Raw genomic sequence first — 14,636 nt, 5'->3', positions numbered from 1 at the left:
GGAGCAACGCAAGGACGCCTGCGTTAGGCTGCGACGGTGCCCAAGGAGAAGCCGGAGACCGCGCCCCCCGCCCCGCTGCGGCGCCGCGGCGCGGCGATGCGGCAGGCCGTGCTGGCGGCGACCGTGCAGCTGCTAGCGGAGGGCGGCCTGGAGGCGGCGACGGTGGCGGCGGTCGCGGCGGCGGCCGGGGTGCACGAGACGTCCGTCTACCGGAACTGGGGCAGCCGGGAGCAGCTGCTGCGCGAGGCGCTGGCCGACTACAGCGACCAGGCGATGCCGCTGCCCGACACCGGGAACCTTCGCGAGGACCTGCGCCGCCTGCTCGCCGCGCTGGCCGCGTCGCTGGCCACCCCCGAGGGCCCGGCCCTGCTGCACCTCAGCCTCGCGCCGCAGACCCTCGAGACCCGGCAGAGCCGCGACGCCTACTGGGCCGACCGGCTGGAACGCGCCGAACTGCTGATCCGCCGCGCCGCCGACCGCGGCGAGATCCGCCCCGACTCGGAGCCCCGCGCCGCCGTCGAGGCCCTGATGAGCCCGCTCTTCGCCCGCCACCTCCTGCTCGGCGAGCCCGTCACCCCGCAGTTCCTGGACGCCCTGGTCGCCCTCGTGGTGGACGGCCTCGCCCCGCGCTGACCCGCCGGAAACTCATCTGACGTCCCGTCACCCGAACGCTACGGTGGCCTGATGGCGACTCAGGTGATCGTGCTCAACGGCACGTCCAGCTCGGGCAAGAGCAGCATCGTGCGCTGCCTGCAGGCGATACTGCCGCACCCCTGGCTGGCGTTCGCGATCGACGGCCTGATCGAGGCGATGCCCGCCTCCCTGCGGCACTCGGACGCGGGCATCGCCCTGCGGCCCGACGGGGCGGTCGAGATCGGCGCCGCCTTCCGCGAACTGGAGGCCGCCTGGATGGCCGGCGTCGCCGCCACCGCCCGGGCCGGCGCCCGGATCGTCATCGACGACGTCTTCCTCTCCGGTGCCGGCTCCCAGCAGTCCTGGGAGGCCGTGCTCGGCGGGCTCGACGTGCTGTGGGTGGGCGTGCGCTGCCCGGCCGACGTCGTCGCGGGGCGCGAACTCGCCCGCGGCGACCGCACCCCGGGCACCGCCGCCGCGCAGGCGGAGGCCGTGCACCGCGGCGTCCGCTACGACCTGGAGGTGGACACCGCCCGCCACGAGTCGCTCGACTGCGCCCGCACCATCGCCGCCCGGGTGCGCTGAAGGACCGTCAGTGCGCGCCCACCGAGGTGACCTTGACGACGGCGCGGCCCTCCTCGTCGGAGCCGTACAGGTCGACCTCGGCGGAGATGCCCCAGTCGTGGTCGCCGTTCGGGTCGTCGAAGATCTGGCGCAGGCGCCACAGGCCCTCGTCCTCGACCTCCTCGATGAGCAGCATCTTCGGGCCGCGCGCGTTCGGACCGGTGAAGAGGTCGTCGTACTCCTCCCAGTAGCCGTCCATCGCGTCGGCCCACCGGTCGGCGTTCCAGCCGTCCTCGCCGTCGAGCTCGCCCAGCGCGTCGTAGTGCTCCAGCGCGCAGAGCTCCACCCGGCGGAACAGCTCGTTGCGGACCAGCACCCGGAACGCCCGCGCGTTGGCGGTGACCGGCGCCGGCTTGTCGTCCAGACGGACCTCCGCGGCCTCCGGCTCGGTCGGGTTGGCGAGCGCCTCCCACTCGTCGAGCAGCGAGGAGTCGACCTGCCGGACCAGCTCGCCGAGCCAGGCGATCACGTCCTTCAGGTCGTCGGTCTTGATGTCCTCGGGGACGGTCTGCTCCAGCGCCTTGAACGCGCTCGCCAGGTACCGCAGCACGATGCCCTCGGTGCGCGCCAGGTCGTAGAAGCCCACGTAGTCGGTGAAGGTCATCGCGCGCTCGTACAGGTCGCGGACCACCGACTTGGGCTGCAGCGGGTGGTCGCCGATCCACGGGTGCGCCCGGCGGTAGACCTCGTACGCGTAGCCGAGCTGCTCCTCCAGCGGCTTCGGGTAGGTGATCTCCTGGAGCCGGTTCATCCGCTCCTCGTACTCGATCCCGTCGCGCTTCATCTCCGCGACGGCCTCGCCGCGGGCCTTGTTCTCCTGCGAGGCGAGGATCTGCCGCGGGTCGTCCAGGGTCGCCTCGACCACCGAGACCACGTCCAGCGCGTACGACGGCGACTCCGGGTCGAGCAGGTCGAAGGCGGCCAGCGCGAAGGTCGACAGCGGCTGGTTGAGCGCGAAGTTCTCCTGCAGGTCCAGGGTCAGGCGGACGGTGCGGCCCTCGGCGTCCGGCTCCGGCAGCCGCTCCACCACGCCGCCCTCCAGCAGCGAACGGTAGATGGCGATCGCCGCGCGGATGTGCCGGCGCTGCGCCGGACGGTCCTCGTGGTTGTCGGTCAGCAGCTTGCGCATCGCCTCGAACGGGTTGCCCGGGCGGCCGATGACGGAGAGCAGCATCGCGTGGCTGACCTTGAAACGGGAGACCAGCGGCTCCGGGTCGGCCGCGATCAGCCGCTCGAACGTTTCCTCGCTCCAGCCGACGAAGCCCTCCGGAGCCTTCTTGCGGACCACCTTCTTGCGCTTCTTCGGGTCGTCCCCGGCCTTGGCCAGCGCCCGGTCGTTCTCCACCACGTGCTCCGGCGCCTGCGCCACCACCTGGCCGACGGTGTCGAACCCGGCCCGGCCCGCGCGCCCGGCGATCTGGTGGAACTCGCGGGCCCGCAGGATCCGCACCCGCTGCCCGTCGTACTTGGACAGCGCGGTGAACAGCACCGTGCGGATCGGCACGTTGACGCCGACGCCCAGGGTGTCGGTGCCGCAGATCACCTTCAGCAGGCCGGCCTGCGCGAGGCGCTCCACCAGGCGGCGGTACTTGGGCAGCATGCCGGCGTGGTGCACGCCGATGCCGTGCCGCACGTACCGGGAGAGGTTGCGGCCGAACTTGGTGGTGAAGCGGAAGTTGCCGATCAGCTGGGCGATGGCGTCCTTCTCCTGCTTCGAGCACATGTTGATGCTCATCAGGGACTGCGCCCGCTCGACGGCCTCCTTCTGCGTGAAGTGCACCACGTACACCGGCGCCTGACCGGTGTTCAGCAGCTCCTCCAGGGTGTCGTGCAGCGAGGTGCGGCGGTACTCGTAGAACAGCGGCACCGGGCGGGTCGCCGAGCGCACCACGGTGGTGGGGCGGCCGGTGCGGCGGGTCAGGTCCTCCTCGAAGCGGCGGACGTCGCCCAGGGTCGCCGACATCAGCAGGAACTGCGCCTGCGGGAGCTCCAGCAGCGGGATCTGCCAGGCCCAGCCGCGGTCCGGCTCGGCGTAGAAGTGGAACTCGTCCATGACGACCTGTCCGATGTCGGCCCGCGGGCCGTCGTGCAGGGCGATCTGGGCGAGCACCTCGGCGGTGCAGCAGATGATCGGCGCGCTCGGGTTGACCGAGGCGTCGCCGGTCATCATGCCGACCTGCTCGGTGCCGAAGATCTTGCACAGGTCGAAGAACTTCTCCGACACCAGCGCCTTGATCGGCGCGGTGTAGAAGGTGCGCTTGCCCTCGGCCAGCGCGGCGAAGTGCGCGCCCGCCGCGACCAGGGACTTCCCGGAGCCGGTCGGCGTCGCCAGGATCACGTTGTTCCCGGAGACCAGCTCGATCAGCGCCTCCTCCTGGGCGGGGTAGAGGGTGATACCGCGCTCCATCGCCCACTCGGCGAAGGTCTCGAACAGCGAGTCGGGCGTGGCGGGCTTCGGCATCAGGTCCAGGAGGGTCACCAGGCTATCTTGCCTGGCCGGTAACGCCAGGGGCAAAGCTCGGGCGCGTACCGGTGGGCGCGGCCCGGCTACGGGCAGGTGACCACCTGGCCGGCCCAGGACAGGCCGCCGCCGAACGCGAAGAGCAACACCCGGGCGCCGGAGGGGAGTTCGCCGCGTTCCACCAGCTTGGCCAGGGCCAGCGGGACGGAGGCCGCCGAGGTGTTGCCGGAGTCCACCACGTCCCGGGCGATCACCGCGGTCTCCGGCAGCCCGAGCCGGCGCACCAGCGCCTCGATGATCCGCAGGTTCGCCTGGTGGGTGACCACGCCGTCCAGCTCGGCCGGCTCCAACCCGGCCGCCCGGCAGGCCTGCACGGCGAGCTCCGGCAGCTCGGTGGTGGCCCAGCGGAACACCGCCTGCCCGTCCTGCTCGAACGTCGGGTGCCAGGCGTCCAGCAGCCGCACCGCGCTCGCCCGGGTCGGGTCCGAGCCCCACACCACCGGGCCGATCCCCGCGGCCGCGCCCGGCGCCGCCGACAGCACCGCCGCGCCCGCGCCGTCGCCGAGCAGGACGCAGGTGCGACGGTCGGTCCAGTCGGTGACGTCCGACATCTTCTCCGCGCCGATCACCAGCGCGTGCCGGGCGGCCCCCGCGCGCAGCGCGTGGTCGGCCGTCGCCAGCGCGGTGCAGAACCCCGCGCAGCCGTTGTTGAGGTCGAAGGCCACCGCGTTCGGGATCCCCAGCCGCCCCGCCACCTGCGCCGCGATCGACGGGCACCGGTCCTGTGCGCTGCAGGTCGCCACCGTGACCAGCCCGATCTCCCCCGGCTCCAGCCCCGCCGCCGCCAGCGCCTTCGCCGCCGCGGAGGCGGCCAGATCCGTCACCGACTCGTCCGGCGCCGCGATCCGCCGGGTGGCGATGCCGGTCCGCCGCCGGATCCACTCGTCGTTGGTCTCCACCATCGCCGCCAGGTCGTCGTTGGTGAGCACCCGCTCCGGCTGGTGGTGGCCAAGGGCACTGATCCGAGTTCCGAACACGACGGCATCCCTCCTCAGGGCCGCCCCCGGGGCCGCCCACCGCTCTGGTGCCGTGGAATATAGCAACCGACCGATCGGATGCTAATTGTCGGCCCACCCCTCGGACGGCCCACCCCTCGGACGGCTCACCTCCGCCGAAACAAGCCGGGCGCGTGGTGGAAACGTTCGGCGAGGAGGATCGGCGGGCTGACGGGGGAGCCGGGGTGCCTAGGATGGGGCGCTCGGAGTGCATGGAGAGCGAGGTGGGTCGATGAGCCCGCGCAGGACGGTGGCCGAGGCGCGGCGGACCCGGGCGCGGATCGTCGACCGGAGCGTGGCGCTGGCGTCGGTGGACGGGCTGGAAGGGCTCACCATCGGGCGGCTCGCGACGGACCTGGGGCTGAGCAAGGCCGGCGTGCTGGGGCACTTCGGCACCAAGGAGGGCCTGCAACTCGCCACGCTGGAGCGGGCGGCGACGCTGTTCGAGGAACTCGTGTGGGAGCCCGCCGCGGCGGTCGCGCCGGGGGAGCGGCGGCTGCGCGCCGTGTGCGAGGCGTGGATCCGGTACCTGGAGCACGCCCGGGAGGTGTTCCCGGGCGGGTGCCTGTTCACCACCGCGGCGGTCGAGTTCGACGCCCACGACGGCCCGGTGCGCACCGCGGTGGCCCGGCTGCTGCTGGTGTGGCGCCGCCGCCTGGCGGCCGAGGTGCGGACGGCCGTGAGCGCCGGCGAACTCGCGCCTGGAACCGACCCCGAGCAGCTGGTGTACGAGCTGACGGGGATGTACCTGGCGCTCAACCAGTCCCTGCAGCTGCTGCGCGACCCTGCGGCCGCCGACCGCACCCGCCGGGCGCTGGACCGTCTGCTGACGGTCCGTTAGCCCGGCGGGTGCGGTCGGCGGGGCCGGTCAGGAGAAGGCGAACCAGTTGAGGTTGACGAAGTCCGCGGGCTGGCCGGAGTCGAAGGTCAGGTAGACGTCCCGGACGCCGGTGATCCGGGAGAGGTCCGCGGGGACGGTGCGCCAGGTCTGCCAGCCGCCGGTGTTGCCGACCGCGAAGCCGCCGACGGGGGTCGCGGTGGGGCTGCCGAGGCGGACCTGGACCAGGCCGCTGACCCCGGCCGCCGCGCCGGAGGCGACCCGGGCGTCGATCCGGGTGGCGCCGGTGGAGCCGAAGTCGAGGCTGTAGCGCAGCCAGTCGCCGTTGGCGAGCCAGCCGACGTCCGAGCCGCCGCCGGTGTCGGAGCACGCCTCGGTCTGGGTGCCGGACTGGGCTCGGTAGGACTCGGCCTGGATGGTCCCGAAGGCGCTCACTGTCCCGCCGGTGGCGGTGGCACTCGGCGAGGGCGAGGAGGTGCCGCCGCCCGCCAGGCCGCCGACGGTGATCACGAAGCGGCTCGGGCTGCCGTGCTGCACCTTGCCCTCGAAGTCGACCCCGGCCGGGTGGACGTCGTCGTACGGGAACGCGTAGCCGAGCCCGTCTGGCGTGGTGGAGTGCAGGATCCGTGCGTAGTGGTTGGTGCGCGGCTTGGCGTAGAACGCGGCGGGGTTCTCGCCGGTCGGCTGATTGGCGTCGTCCAGCAGCGTGGTGCGGTTGAAGGCGGCGGCCAGCCGGGCGCTGATGTTGCCCATCAGGTCGTTGCCGGTGGCGAACGGCGCGTCGCTGCAGGAGAAGATCGCCGCGGTCGAGGGCTTGGTGAAGCTGCCGACGCCGGGGAAGGACAGCGTGCTTCCGCTGACCCGCCCGGTGACGACGCCCCAGGTGTACTGGGTGTCGATCTTCAGGTCGGTGCCGGTGTACTTGGACCACACCTGGTCGACGTAGGAGTCGAAGTACCCGGGGAACAGCGCGCCGTTGCCGCGGATCGCCAGGTTGGGGCTGAGCACCCGCAGGTCGGAGCCGCCGGAGGTGACGATCAGCTTGCTCCAGTCGCTGCCGTCGGCGGCGGACTGCGCGCGCAGTGCGGCCGCCACCCGGGCCAGGCCGTCGGAGGGCAGGCCGCGCACGGTCTGGGTGCCCTGCGGGGTCTCCAGCTGGAACGCGATCGGCAGGCAGACCATGTCGACGAAGGTGATGTTCGCGAACAACTGGTCGTTGTTGAACGTGAATTCGCAGAAGTCGTGGCGGACGTTCGCGTTCGCGTCGCTGGGGTTGAGCACCGAGGGCATCGCCAGGCCGCCGCCGCGGTTCATCAGGAAGGTGAGCTTGGCGCCGACCGAGAAGTAGATCCGGCCGCTGTCCAGGTGGGGCAGGGTGACCCGGCGCGGGGCGGCGCCGGAGGCGTTCAGCGGGATCGCGCAGTCCACGCCGAGCGGCGTCTGGTCGTTGGCGGGGTTCGGCGGGTGGTAGAGGCTCGAGCCGTCGGTCTGCACGAAGGTCCAACTGCCGCCCGCCGCCGGGTCGCGGCCGACCACGTAGGCGTAGACGGTGTTGCTGCCGGTGGTGTTGGCGAGGTCCAGCGCCAGGGTGGCGGGGGTCTGGGCGTCGGCGTTGGCGCTGAGCAGGGTGGCGGCGGTGGGCAGCGCGAGGGCGGCGCCCGCCGCGGCGAGCAGGGTCCGGCGGGAGATCGGCCTGCGGTGCGCGGCGGGGCGGGGGACCGGTGCGCGGTCGGATGCGGTCATGGCGTGGGGGTGTCCGTTCTGCGCGGGTGGAGCCGCGGGTGGAGCCGCGGTGAACTGGCAAGGGGCACAGGGAGGATGCCGCGAGGGTGCGCGGCCGGCCGGGGGGTCGTGGACGGCCGGCCGCGCGGGGAAGGGGCTGGAGGGGTCAGCCCAGGGTCCACTTCTGGGCGCCGGTCCCGTTGCAGGTCCACAGCTGCAGGTGGGTGCCGTCGGCCGCGGAGCCGTTCGGCGAGTCCAGGCACTTGCCGGAGCCCGGGTTCACGAAGTCGTTCCCGGAGCCGTGGGTCCACTGCTGGGCGCTGGTGCCGTTGCAGGTGTAGAGCTGGATGACGGCGCCGTCGGCGTGCGAGGCCGCGGCGACGTCCAGGCACTTGCCGAGGGCCCGGACGGTGCCGTCGGTGCCCACCGTCCACTGCTGGGCCGCGTTGCCGGTGCAGTTGTGCAGTTGGATCGGGGTGCTGTCGGCGTTCGAGCCGCCCGCCACGTCCACGCACATCCCGCCGGGCCCGGTGATCCGCCCGGTGTACGAGCCGCCGGTGCTGCCGCCCCAGGTGCTGGTGTGCACGTAGTCGACGGTCATGGTCTGCGGGAAGGTCGACGAGCCGTCAGGGCTGCCCGGCCAGTCGCCGCCGACCGCCAGGTTGAGGATGACGTAGAACGGGTGGTCGAAGACCCAGCGGTTGCCGCCGAGGTCGGCGGGGGTGCGGGTCTCGTAGGTGTTGCCGTCCACCGACCAGGTGATCGCGGTGGGGCTCCAGTCCACCGCGAAGGTGTGGAAGGCGTCCGCGAAGGACTGCCCCGCCGGGAGGCTGTAGCCGGCGCCGAGGCCGCCGGCGCCCGAGTAGCCCGGGCCGTGGATGGTGCCGTGCACGGTGCCCGGCTCGCGGCCGATGTTCTCCATCACGTCGATCTCGCCGCTGGTGGGCCAGCCCACCGAGCCGATGTCGTTGCCGAGCATCCAGAACGCCGGCCAGATGCCCTGGCCGCGCGGGATCTTGATCCGGGACTCGAAGTGCCCGTACGCCTGGGTGAAGGTCTGCGCGGTGTTCAGCCGGGCCGAGGTGTACTGGCAGGTGCCGTACCAACAGCCGTAGCCCGGGTCGGAGTTGCGCTTGGCGGTGATGACCAGGTGGCCCTGGCCGTCGAGCGCCGCGTTCGAGGCGCCCGCCGTGTAGTACTGGAGCTCGTGGTTGCCGTTGCCCGAACCGCCGGTCTCCATGCGCCACTTGGCCGGATCGACGGCCGAGCCCGCGGGGCCGTCGAAGTCGTCGTTCCAGTTCGACGCCGCGACCGGCGCGGTGCCGCCGAGCGGGGCGGCCGCCGACCCGGAGGTGGGCGAGGTGAGCAGCGCGGCGGCCAGCAGGCCGGTGCCGAGGAGGGATGCGAATCCGCCGGACCAACGGCGTTTGCGCGTTGCAGCTGCCATGGGGAGTCACCCTTTGTGAGTGGGGATTGGTGAGAGCGCTCTCAAACAGACGTGGCGTCGCCGTTGGCCTGAATCCTACGGATGCCTTTTGGACATGGCAACGTCAATGCACGGTCTTCTTCACCCTTGCAGCGCAGTGATTCTGACGACCAGTCGGAAGTGGAGCCCGGTGTTCAGGTCTTGAAGGCATGCTGAGAGCGCTCTCGGGCGGCGCAAAGCCGTCTGTGGTGCCCGCTCCGCCGCGCGCCGGTCCGCTCGGATCGGCCGGACAGGCCCTAGTCTCAACGGTCTACAGCGCCTTCCTTTTGGAGGAGTCGGGCCATGAGTCGAGTCGTCAGGGCCGCCCTGTTCCAGACCGCGTGGACGGGGGACAAGGAGTCGATGGTCGCCGCGCACGAGAAGGCCGCGCGGGAGGCCGCCGCCCAGGGGGCGGGGATCATCGGCTTCCAGGAGGTGTTCAACGCGCCGTACTTCTGCCAGGTCCAGGAACCCGAGCACTACGCCTGGGCGGAGCCGGTGCCGGACGGGCCGACGGTGCAGCGGATGCAGGCGCTGGCACGGGAGTTGGGGCTGGTGATGGTCGTCCCGGTGTACGAGATCGAGCAGTCCGGGTTCTACTACAACACCGCCGCCGTGATCGACGCCGACGGCCGCTACCTCGGCAAGTACCGCAAGCACCACATCCCGCAGGTCAAGGGCTTCTGGGAGAAGTACTACTTCAAGCCCGGCAACCTGGGCTGGCCGGTGTTCGACACCGCGGTCGGCCGGGTCGGCGTGTACATCTGCTACGACCGGCACTTCCCGGAGGGCTGGCGGGCGCTCGGCCTGGCCGGCGCGGAGATCGTCTACAACCCCTCGGCCACCAGCCGCGGCCTGTCCGCCTACCTGTGGCAGCTGGAGCAGCCGGCCGCCGCGGTCGCCAACGAGTACTACGTGGCGGCGATCAACCGGGTCGGCGTGGAGGAGTACGGCGACAACGAGTTCTACGGCACCAGCTACTTCGTCGACCCGCGCGGCAAGTTCGTCGGCGAGCCGGCCTCCGACCGGGACGAGGAGCTGGTGGTGCGCGACCTCGACCTGGACGTGATCGACGAGGTCCGGCAGCAGTGGGCGTTCTACCGCGACCGGCGCCCCGACGCCTACGGCCCGCTGACCGGGGCGTGAGCGCGATGGTCCGCACCCTGATCCGCGGCGGCCTGGTGATCACCGCCGCCGAGGAGACCCACGCCGACGTGCTGGTCGTGGACGGAACGGTCGCCGCGCTCGCCCTGCCGGACAGTCAGCAGTGGACCGCGGACCGGGTGATCGACGCCACCGGGATGTACGTGATCCCGGGCGGCGTCGACGCACACACCCACATGGAGCTGCCGTTCGGCGGCACCGCCGCCTCCGACACCTTCGAGACCGGCACCCGCGCCGCCGCCTGGGGCGGCACCACCACCGTCGTCGACTTCGCGGTGCAGACCAGGGGCGCCTCGCTGCGCGCCGGGCTGGACGCCTGGCACGAGAAGGCGGCCGGCAACTGCGCGATCGACTACGGCTTCCACATGATCATGTCGGACGTCACCGACGACTCGCTGCGCGAGATGCCCGGGCTGATCGACGAGGGCGTCAGCTCGTTCAAGAGTTTCATTGGCTCGCGTGACCAGCAATTTTCCGCGTCCATGACGGGCTGACCGGGGAGGATGCGCCGGTGACCTGCCGGTACGTCCTCCTCGTCGCTTTCGGAACGACGTCTCCACGACTCGCAATACCCACGCGAAAGGAGTCATCCGGTGGACCGCATCCTGATCACCGGCGGCCTGGTCATCACCGCCACCGACGAGATCCACGCGGACGTCCTCATCGACCAGGGGAAGATCGCAGCGCTTTCCTTGCCCGGCACGCACGCCTGGACCGACTGCCACGTCATCGACGCCAGCGGAAAGTACGTGATCCCGGGTGGGGTGGACGCCCACACCCACATGGAGCTGCCCTTCGGCGGCACCTTCGCCTCCGACACCTTCGAGACCGGGACGCGTGCGGCCGCGTGGGGTGGCACGACCACGATCATCGACTTCGCCGTCCAGCCCCGCGGGGGATCGCTGCGCGAGGGTCTGGACACCTGGCACGAGAAGGCCGACGCGAAGTGCTCGATCGACTACGGCTTCCACATGATCATGTCCGACGTGAACGAGTCGGCGCTGAAGGAGATGGACACCCTCGTCGGACTCGGCGTGAGCTCGTTCAAGCTCTTCACCGCCTACCCGGGGGTGTTCCTGTCCGACGACGGACAGATCCTCCGTGCGATGCAGCGTGCCGGCGGCAACGGCGGACTGGTGATGATGCACGCCGAGAACGGGCTCGCCATCGACGTCCTGGTCGAGCAGGCGCTGGCCCGCGGTGAACGCGACCCGCGCTATCACGGAGAGGTCCGCCACGCGCTGCTGGAAGCCGAGGCCACGCACCGCGTGATCCGCCTCAGCGAGGTTGCCGGAGCCCCGGTCTACGTCGTCCACGTCTCCGCCGAGCAGGCGGTCGCCGAGATCGCCAAGGCACGCGACACGGGGCTCCCGGTCTTCGGCGAGACGTGTCCGCAGTACCTGTTCCTGTCCACCGACAACCTGGCCGAGCCCGGGTTCGAGGGCGCGAAGTATGTCTGCTCCACCCCGCTGCGGCCCAAGGAGCACCAGAAGGCGCTCTGGCGGAGCCTTCGCACGAACGACCTGCAGGTCGTCTCCACCGACCACTGCCCGTTCTGCTTCAAGGGGCAGAAGGACCTCGGCGTCGGAGACTTCTCCAAGATCCCCAATGGCATGCCGGGCGTCGAGAACCGGATGGACCTGCTGCACCAAGCGGTCCTGGACGGGCACATCAGCCGCACCCGATGGATCGAGATCGCCTGCGCGTCGCCGGCGAAGATGTTCGGCCTCTATCCGCGCAAGGGGACCATCGCCCCCGGAGCCGACGCCGACGTCGTCATCTACGACCCCACCGCAGAGCAGGTGATGTCCGTCGCGACCCACCACATGAACGTGGACTACTCCGCCTACGAGGGCAAGCACATCACCGGCCGCGTCGAGACGGTTCTCTCCCGAGGCGTCCCCGTCATCGACCGTCACTCCTACGTCGGCCACCCGGGCCACGGCACCTACCTGCCCCGGGGCCTGTGCCACTACGCGAACTGACCCCCCCGAGTACGCCCCCTCGAACCTCACGCTTCGGAGCACATCTTGGACATCGGCCTCGTCCTCCAGACCGACCCGCCCGCGAAGCTGCTGGTGGAACGGATGATCCGCGCCGAACAGGCCGGCTTCACCAACGGCTGGACCTTCGACTCCTGCGTGCTGTGGCAGGAGCCCTTCGTGATCTACAGCCAGATCCTCGCGCAGACGGAGCGGTTGACGGTCGGCCCGATGGTCACCAACCCGGTCACCCGCACCTGGGAGGTCTCCGCCTCCCTCTTCGCCACGCTGAACGACATGTTCGGCAACCGCACCGTCTGCGGCATCGGCCGCGGCGACTCCGCGCAGCGGGTCGCCGGCCGCAAGCCCGCCACCCTCGACCGGCTCTCGCACGCGATGCATGTCATCAAGGAGCTGGCGGAGGGGAGGGAGGCGGAGGTCGACGGCACGGTCATGGAGATCCCCTGGATCAGCGGCGAACCGAAGCTGCCGATCTGGATGGGTGCCTACGGACCGAAGGCCCTGGAGCTGACCGGCCGCCAGGCGGACGGCTTCATCCTGCAGCTGGCCGACCCGTTCCTGACGGAGTGGATGGTCAAGGCGGTGCGCCGCGCGGCGGAGGACGCGGGCCGCGACCCGTCCTCGATCACCGTCTGCGTCGCCGCTCCGGCGTACGTCACGGACGGCAGTGAAGGGCAGCTCGCCCACGCGCGAGAGCAGTGCCGCTGGTTCGGCGGCATGGTCGGCAACCACGTCGCCGACCTGGTCTCCCGCTACGGCGAGCACAGCGGCCTGGTCCCGGATGCGCTCACCGACTACATCAAAGAACGCCAGGGCTACGACTACTCCCACCACGGCCGCGCCGGGAACCCGGACACCGCATTCGTCCCGGATGAGATCGTGGACCGCTTCTGCCTGCTCGGCCCGGTCTCCGCGCACCTGGAGAAGCTGGAGCACCTGCGCTCCCTCGGCGTGGACCAGTTCGCGATCTACGCCATGCACGACGCCGTCGAGTCGACCATCGACGCCTACGGCGAGCACATCATCCCCATCCTGAGTGATGTACGGCGTCCCCGATGATGCAGCGGCCGAAGTCCGAAGGGTGGGGTGCTCTTCGTGCGCGGGAATTTCGATTGTAAACCTCTCAGCCCGACCGGCTGATCGCCGCTGCGGGAGGGGCCGGAACGAAGAGATGCCTTGCGATCTGCGATGATGTGAGTTCTCTATGCTCCATCAGCACAATCAGCGAGGCATCTCTCCCAGGACTGGACGCGGACCGCGCCGACCTGCGCAAATTGGCCTATACGTGGACAGGTGGTGGGTAATTGGCCACTGCTCTGACCATGGCGCGCCATAAGGGGTGGCCGGCACGCTTCAACCATCCTTGACAAGGCCAACGGTCGATTCGGTACCGATGCCGCCCGTGTCGCCGTATCCCTTGGTGACCAAGCGCGCCGTGATGGCGTCCTGCCGAGTGGTGTAGCAGCGATCTCGGCATCGGCCCCGTGAGCAGCTCGGCACCACACAGAGATTCCAACACCATGCGGGACGTGACCCGTGCCGTGAGAAGCGTTTCCCAAACCGAGGGGCACGGCTGCCGCTCGAACTTGCGCGCGCATCAGCCTCGTTCGGGTGATCGCTCCGCGGTCGGCGCATAGGAGAAGGGCCTCCTGCACAGTTCGGTGATGTCGAGTCAACGAACAACCAGGAGGCCCTCGTGTCCCACTCTGGCGTGCTCGCTTCGGCCGTGTCTAGTTCCGGCATGTCGTGCGATTGCCTCTGGGACCGGACGGTCTCCGGACCACGGACGGTCCGACGGACCGGACCAGGCCATGGAGGTCCACCAGACCGGCCCGAACCGGACCGCCGGACCGTTGCGGCCTGCGGACGGACCGGACAGGGACCACTGTCCGGGACCGGGCCCGGAACCGGACGGGCAATTCCGCTCAGACCGTCCGTCCGCAGGCGAGGACCTCCCATGGACAGACCCGGACCGCGCGGAGCACGCCCGGACCGACGACACCGTGGCGCAAAAAGCCGCAGGCCAGGGGCCGAGCGGAATTGCCGGACAGTCCCCAGAGCCTCGGCCCGTCGGCCGACCGGCGGGCGCGCCGTTGGAGGATCTGGCCGGCATCGCCGTCCGGGCCTGGACGGACACCGGGAAGCTGCGCCGGTCCGTCGTCCGCGACGCGGTACGCGCCCAGGGCCTCACGTTGTCCGACGAACGCCTCACCGCGGTCATGAAGATGGTCCGTCCGGACGAATCGGACGACGACGGTCCCGCCGCCGGCATCTGATCCCGGCCATTCCGCTCACCCCGGGTGCCTCGCTCGGCACCGTCCCGCGAGGCACCCGGATCCCCTCTCCGTGATCCAGACCAGGCCCGGCCCGGCCCCGCCCACCGTCCCCACGTACCCCCAGGAGTCCCCTCTGACGATCCACCAGCCCGACCCCGGGCACACCAACAGCCCCGACCGCGACCTGGAAGTGCTCCTCAACTCGCCTACTCCTAAAGGCGATCCACGACTGGCGTCCGAACTGACCGCCCCTGGCGCAGCAAGCTATCGCGTGGGACCGCCCCAGAGGCGGCCTCACGCAGGTCCCTCGCCGGTCGGCGAGGGACAGCCGGCGGCGGGGGCGGGGGGCGGGGGGCGGCGCACGCCGGCGGCGCACGGGGGCGCGGGGGGCGCGC

The 14,636-nt window shown here is 71.1% G+C and carries 11 protein-coding genes and 1 pseudogene; 8 read left to right on the top strand and 4 right to left on the bottom strand.

The features are described from left to right. Positions 1-96: 96 nt before the first annotated feature. Together ACWD4U_RS32480 and cpt are read left to right on the top strand one after the other, a co-directional pair. Entirely contained in the window at positions 97-633 is a 537-nt protein-coding gene (locus ACWD4U_RS32480; RefSeq protein WP_449787380.1) for a TetR-like C-terminal domain-containing protein, read from the top strand. Positions 634-684: 51 nt separating this feature from the next. Then, entirely contained in the window at positions 685-1,218 is a 534-nt protein-coding gene (gene cpt, locus ACWD4U_RS32475; RefSeq protein WP_363461008.1) for a chloramphenicol phosphotransferase CPT, read from the top strand. 7 nt (positions 1,219-1,225) lie between these two features. Here the strand turns inward: cpt and ACWD4U_RS32470 are convergent, their stop codons facing one another. After that, complete coding sequence (locus ACWD4U_RS32470) at positions 1,226-3,718, bottom strand: DEAD/DEAH box helicase (protein ID WP_449787379.1); 2,493 nt, start codon at positions 3,716-3,718, stop codon at positions 1,226-1,228. An 86-nt stretch (positions 3,719-3,804) separates the two neighbouring features. Then, entirely contained in the window at positions 3,805-4,755 is a 951-nt protein-coding gene (locus ACWD4U_RS32465) for a beta-ketoacyl-ACP synthase III (RefSeq protein WP_363461012.1), read from the bottom strand. Between the two features lie 250 nt (positions 4,756-5,005). Here ACWD4U_RS32465 and ACWD4U_RS32460 point away from each other — a divergent pair, with 250 nt between their 5' ends. Beyond that, positions 5,006-5,614: a TetR/AcrR family transcriptional regulator gene (locus tag ACWD4U_RS32460; RefSeq protein ID WP_363461014.1), complete on the top strand. Its 609-nt coding sequence runs from the start codon at positions 5,006-5,008 to the stop codon at positions 5,612-5,614. Between the two features lie 27 nt (positions 5,615-5,641). Here ACWD4U_RS32460 and ACWD4U_RS32455 read toward each other — a convergent pair whose 3' ends face one another. Together ACWD4U_RS32455 and ACWD4U_RS32450 are read right to left on the bottom strand one after the other, a co-directional pair. Next, positions 5,642-7,354 (bottom strand): glycoside hydrolase family 64 protein, encoded by a 1,713-nt coding sequence (locus ACWD4U_RS32455; RefSeq protein ID WP_363461016.1) that lies wholly within the window; start codon positions 7,352-7,354, stop codon positions 5,642-5,644. A 145-nt stretch (positions 7,355-7,499) separates the two neighbouring features. Next, positions 7,500-8,780, bottom strand: a complete 1,281-nt coding sequence (locus ACWD4U_RS32450) for a ricin-type beta-trefoil lectin domain protein (RefSeq protein ID WP_363461018.1) — start codon at positions 8,778-8,780, stop codon at positions 7,500-7,502. A 321-nt stretch (positions 8,781-9,101) separates the two neighbouring features. Here ACWD4U_RS32450 and ACWD4U_RS32445 point away from each other — a divergent pair, with 321 nt between their 5' ends. From ACWD4U_RS32445 to ACWD4U_RS32425, 5 genes and pseudogenes are all read left to right on the top strand, one after another. Next, the gene (locus ACWD4U_RS32445) at positions 9,102-9,944 is read left to right on the top strand and encodes a nitrilase-related carbon-nitrogen hydrolase (RefSeq protein ID WP_363461020.1); all 843 of its coding nucleotides are present in this window, start codon (positions 9,102-9,104) and stop codon (positions 9,942-9,944) included. Between the two features lie 5 nt (positions 9,945-9,949). Next, a pseudogene (locus ACWD4U_RS32440) lies at positions 9,950-10,414 on the top strand (amidohydrolase family protein); the annotation flags it as partial. Between the two features lie 141 nt (positions 10,415-10,555). Beyond that, complete coding sequence (gene hydA / locus ACWD4U_RS32435; RefSeq protein WP_363461022.1) at positions 10,556-11,947, top strand: dihydropyrimidinase; 1,392 nt, start codon at positions 10,556-10,558, stop codon at positions 11,945-11,947. Between the two features lie 45 nt (positions 11,948-11,992). After that, the gene (locus ACWD4U_RS32430) at positions 11,993-13,024 is read left to right on the top strand and encodes a TIGR03842 family LLM class F420-dependent oxidoreductase (RefSeq protein WP_363461024.1); all 1,032 of its coding nucleotides are present in this window, start codon (positions 11,993-11,995) and stop codon (positions 13,022-13,024) included. Between the two features lie 1,034 nt (positions 13,025-14,058). After that, entirely contained in the window at positions 14,059-14,241 is a 183-nt protein-coding gene (locus tag ACWD4U_RS32425; RefSeq protein WP_363461026.1) for a hypothetical protein, read from the top strand. The last annotated feature ends 395 nt before the right edge of the window (positions 14,242-14,636 follow it).

The sequence above is a fragment of the Kitasatospora sp. NPDC002522 genome (genome assembly GCF_053595195.1).
The sequence above is the reverse complement of the archived record's forward strand: the minus strand, read 5'-3'. Positions and strand labels throughout refer to the sequence as shown.

Excerpts from the sequence above, each read along its gene's own strand:
- ACWD4U_RS32480 (WP_449787380.1), top strand. The coding sequence starts at position 97 with ATGCGGCAGGCCGTGCTGGCGGCGACCGTGCAGCTGCTAGCGGAGGGC.
- cpt (WP_363461008.1), top strand. The coding sequence starts at position 685 with ATGGCGACTCAGGTGATCGTGCTCAACGGCACGTCCAGCTCGGGCAAG.
- ACWD4U_RS32470 (WP_449787379.1), bottom strand. The coding sequence starts at position 3,718 with ATGCCGAAGCCCGCCACGCCCGACTCGCTGTTCGAGACCTTCGCCGAG.
- ACWD4U_RS32460 (WP_363461014.1), top strand. The coding sequence starts at position 5,006 with ATGAGCCCGCGCAGGACGGTGGCCGAGGCGCGGCGGACCCGGGCGCGG.
- ACWD4U_RS32455 (WP_363461016.1), bottom strand. The coding sequence starts at position 7,354 with ATGACCGCATCCGACCGCGCACCGGTCCCCCGCCCCGCCGCGCACCGC.
- ACWD4U_RS32450 (WP_363461018.1), bottom strand. The coding sequence starts at position 8,780 with ATGGCAGCTGCAACGCGCAAACGCCGTTGGTCCGGCGGATTCGCATCC.
- ACWD4U_RS32445 (WP_363461020.1), top strand. The coding sequence starts at position 9,102 with ATGAGTCGAGTCGTCAGGGCCGCCCTGTTCCAGACCGCGTGGACGGGG.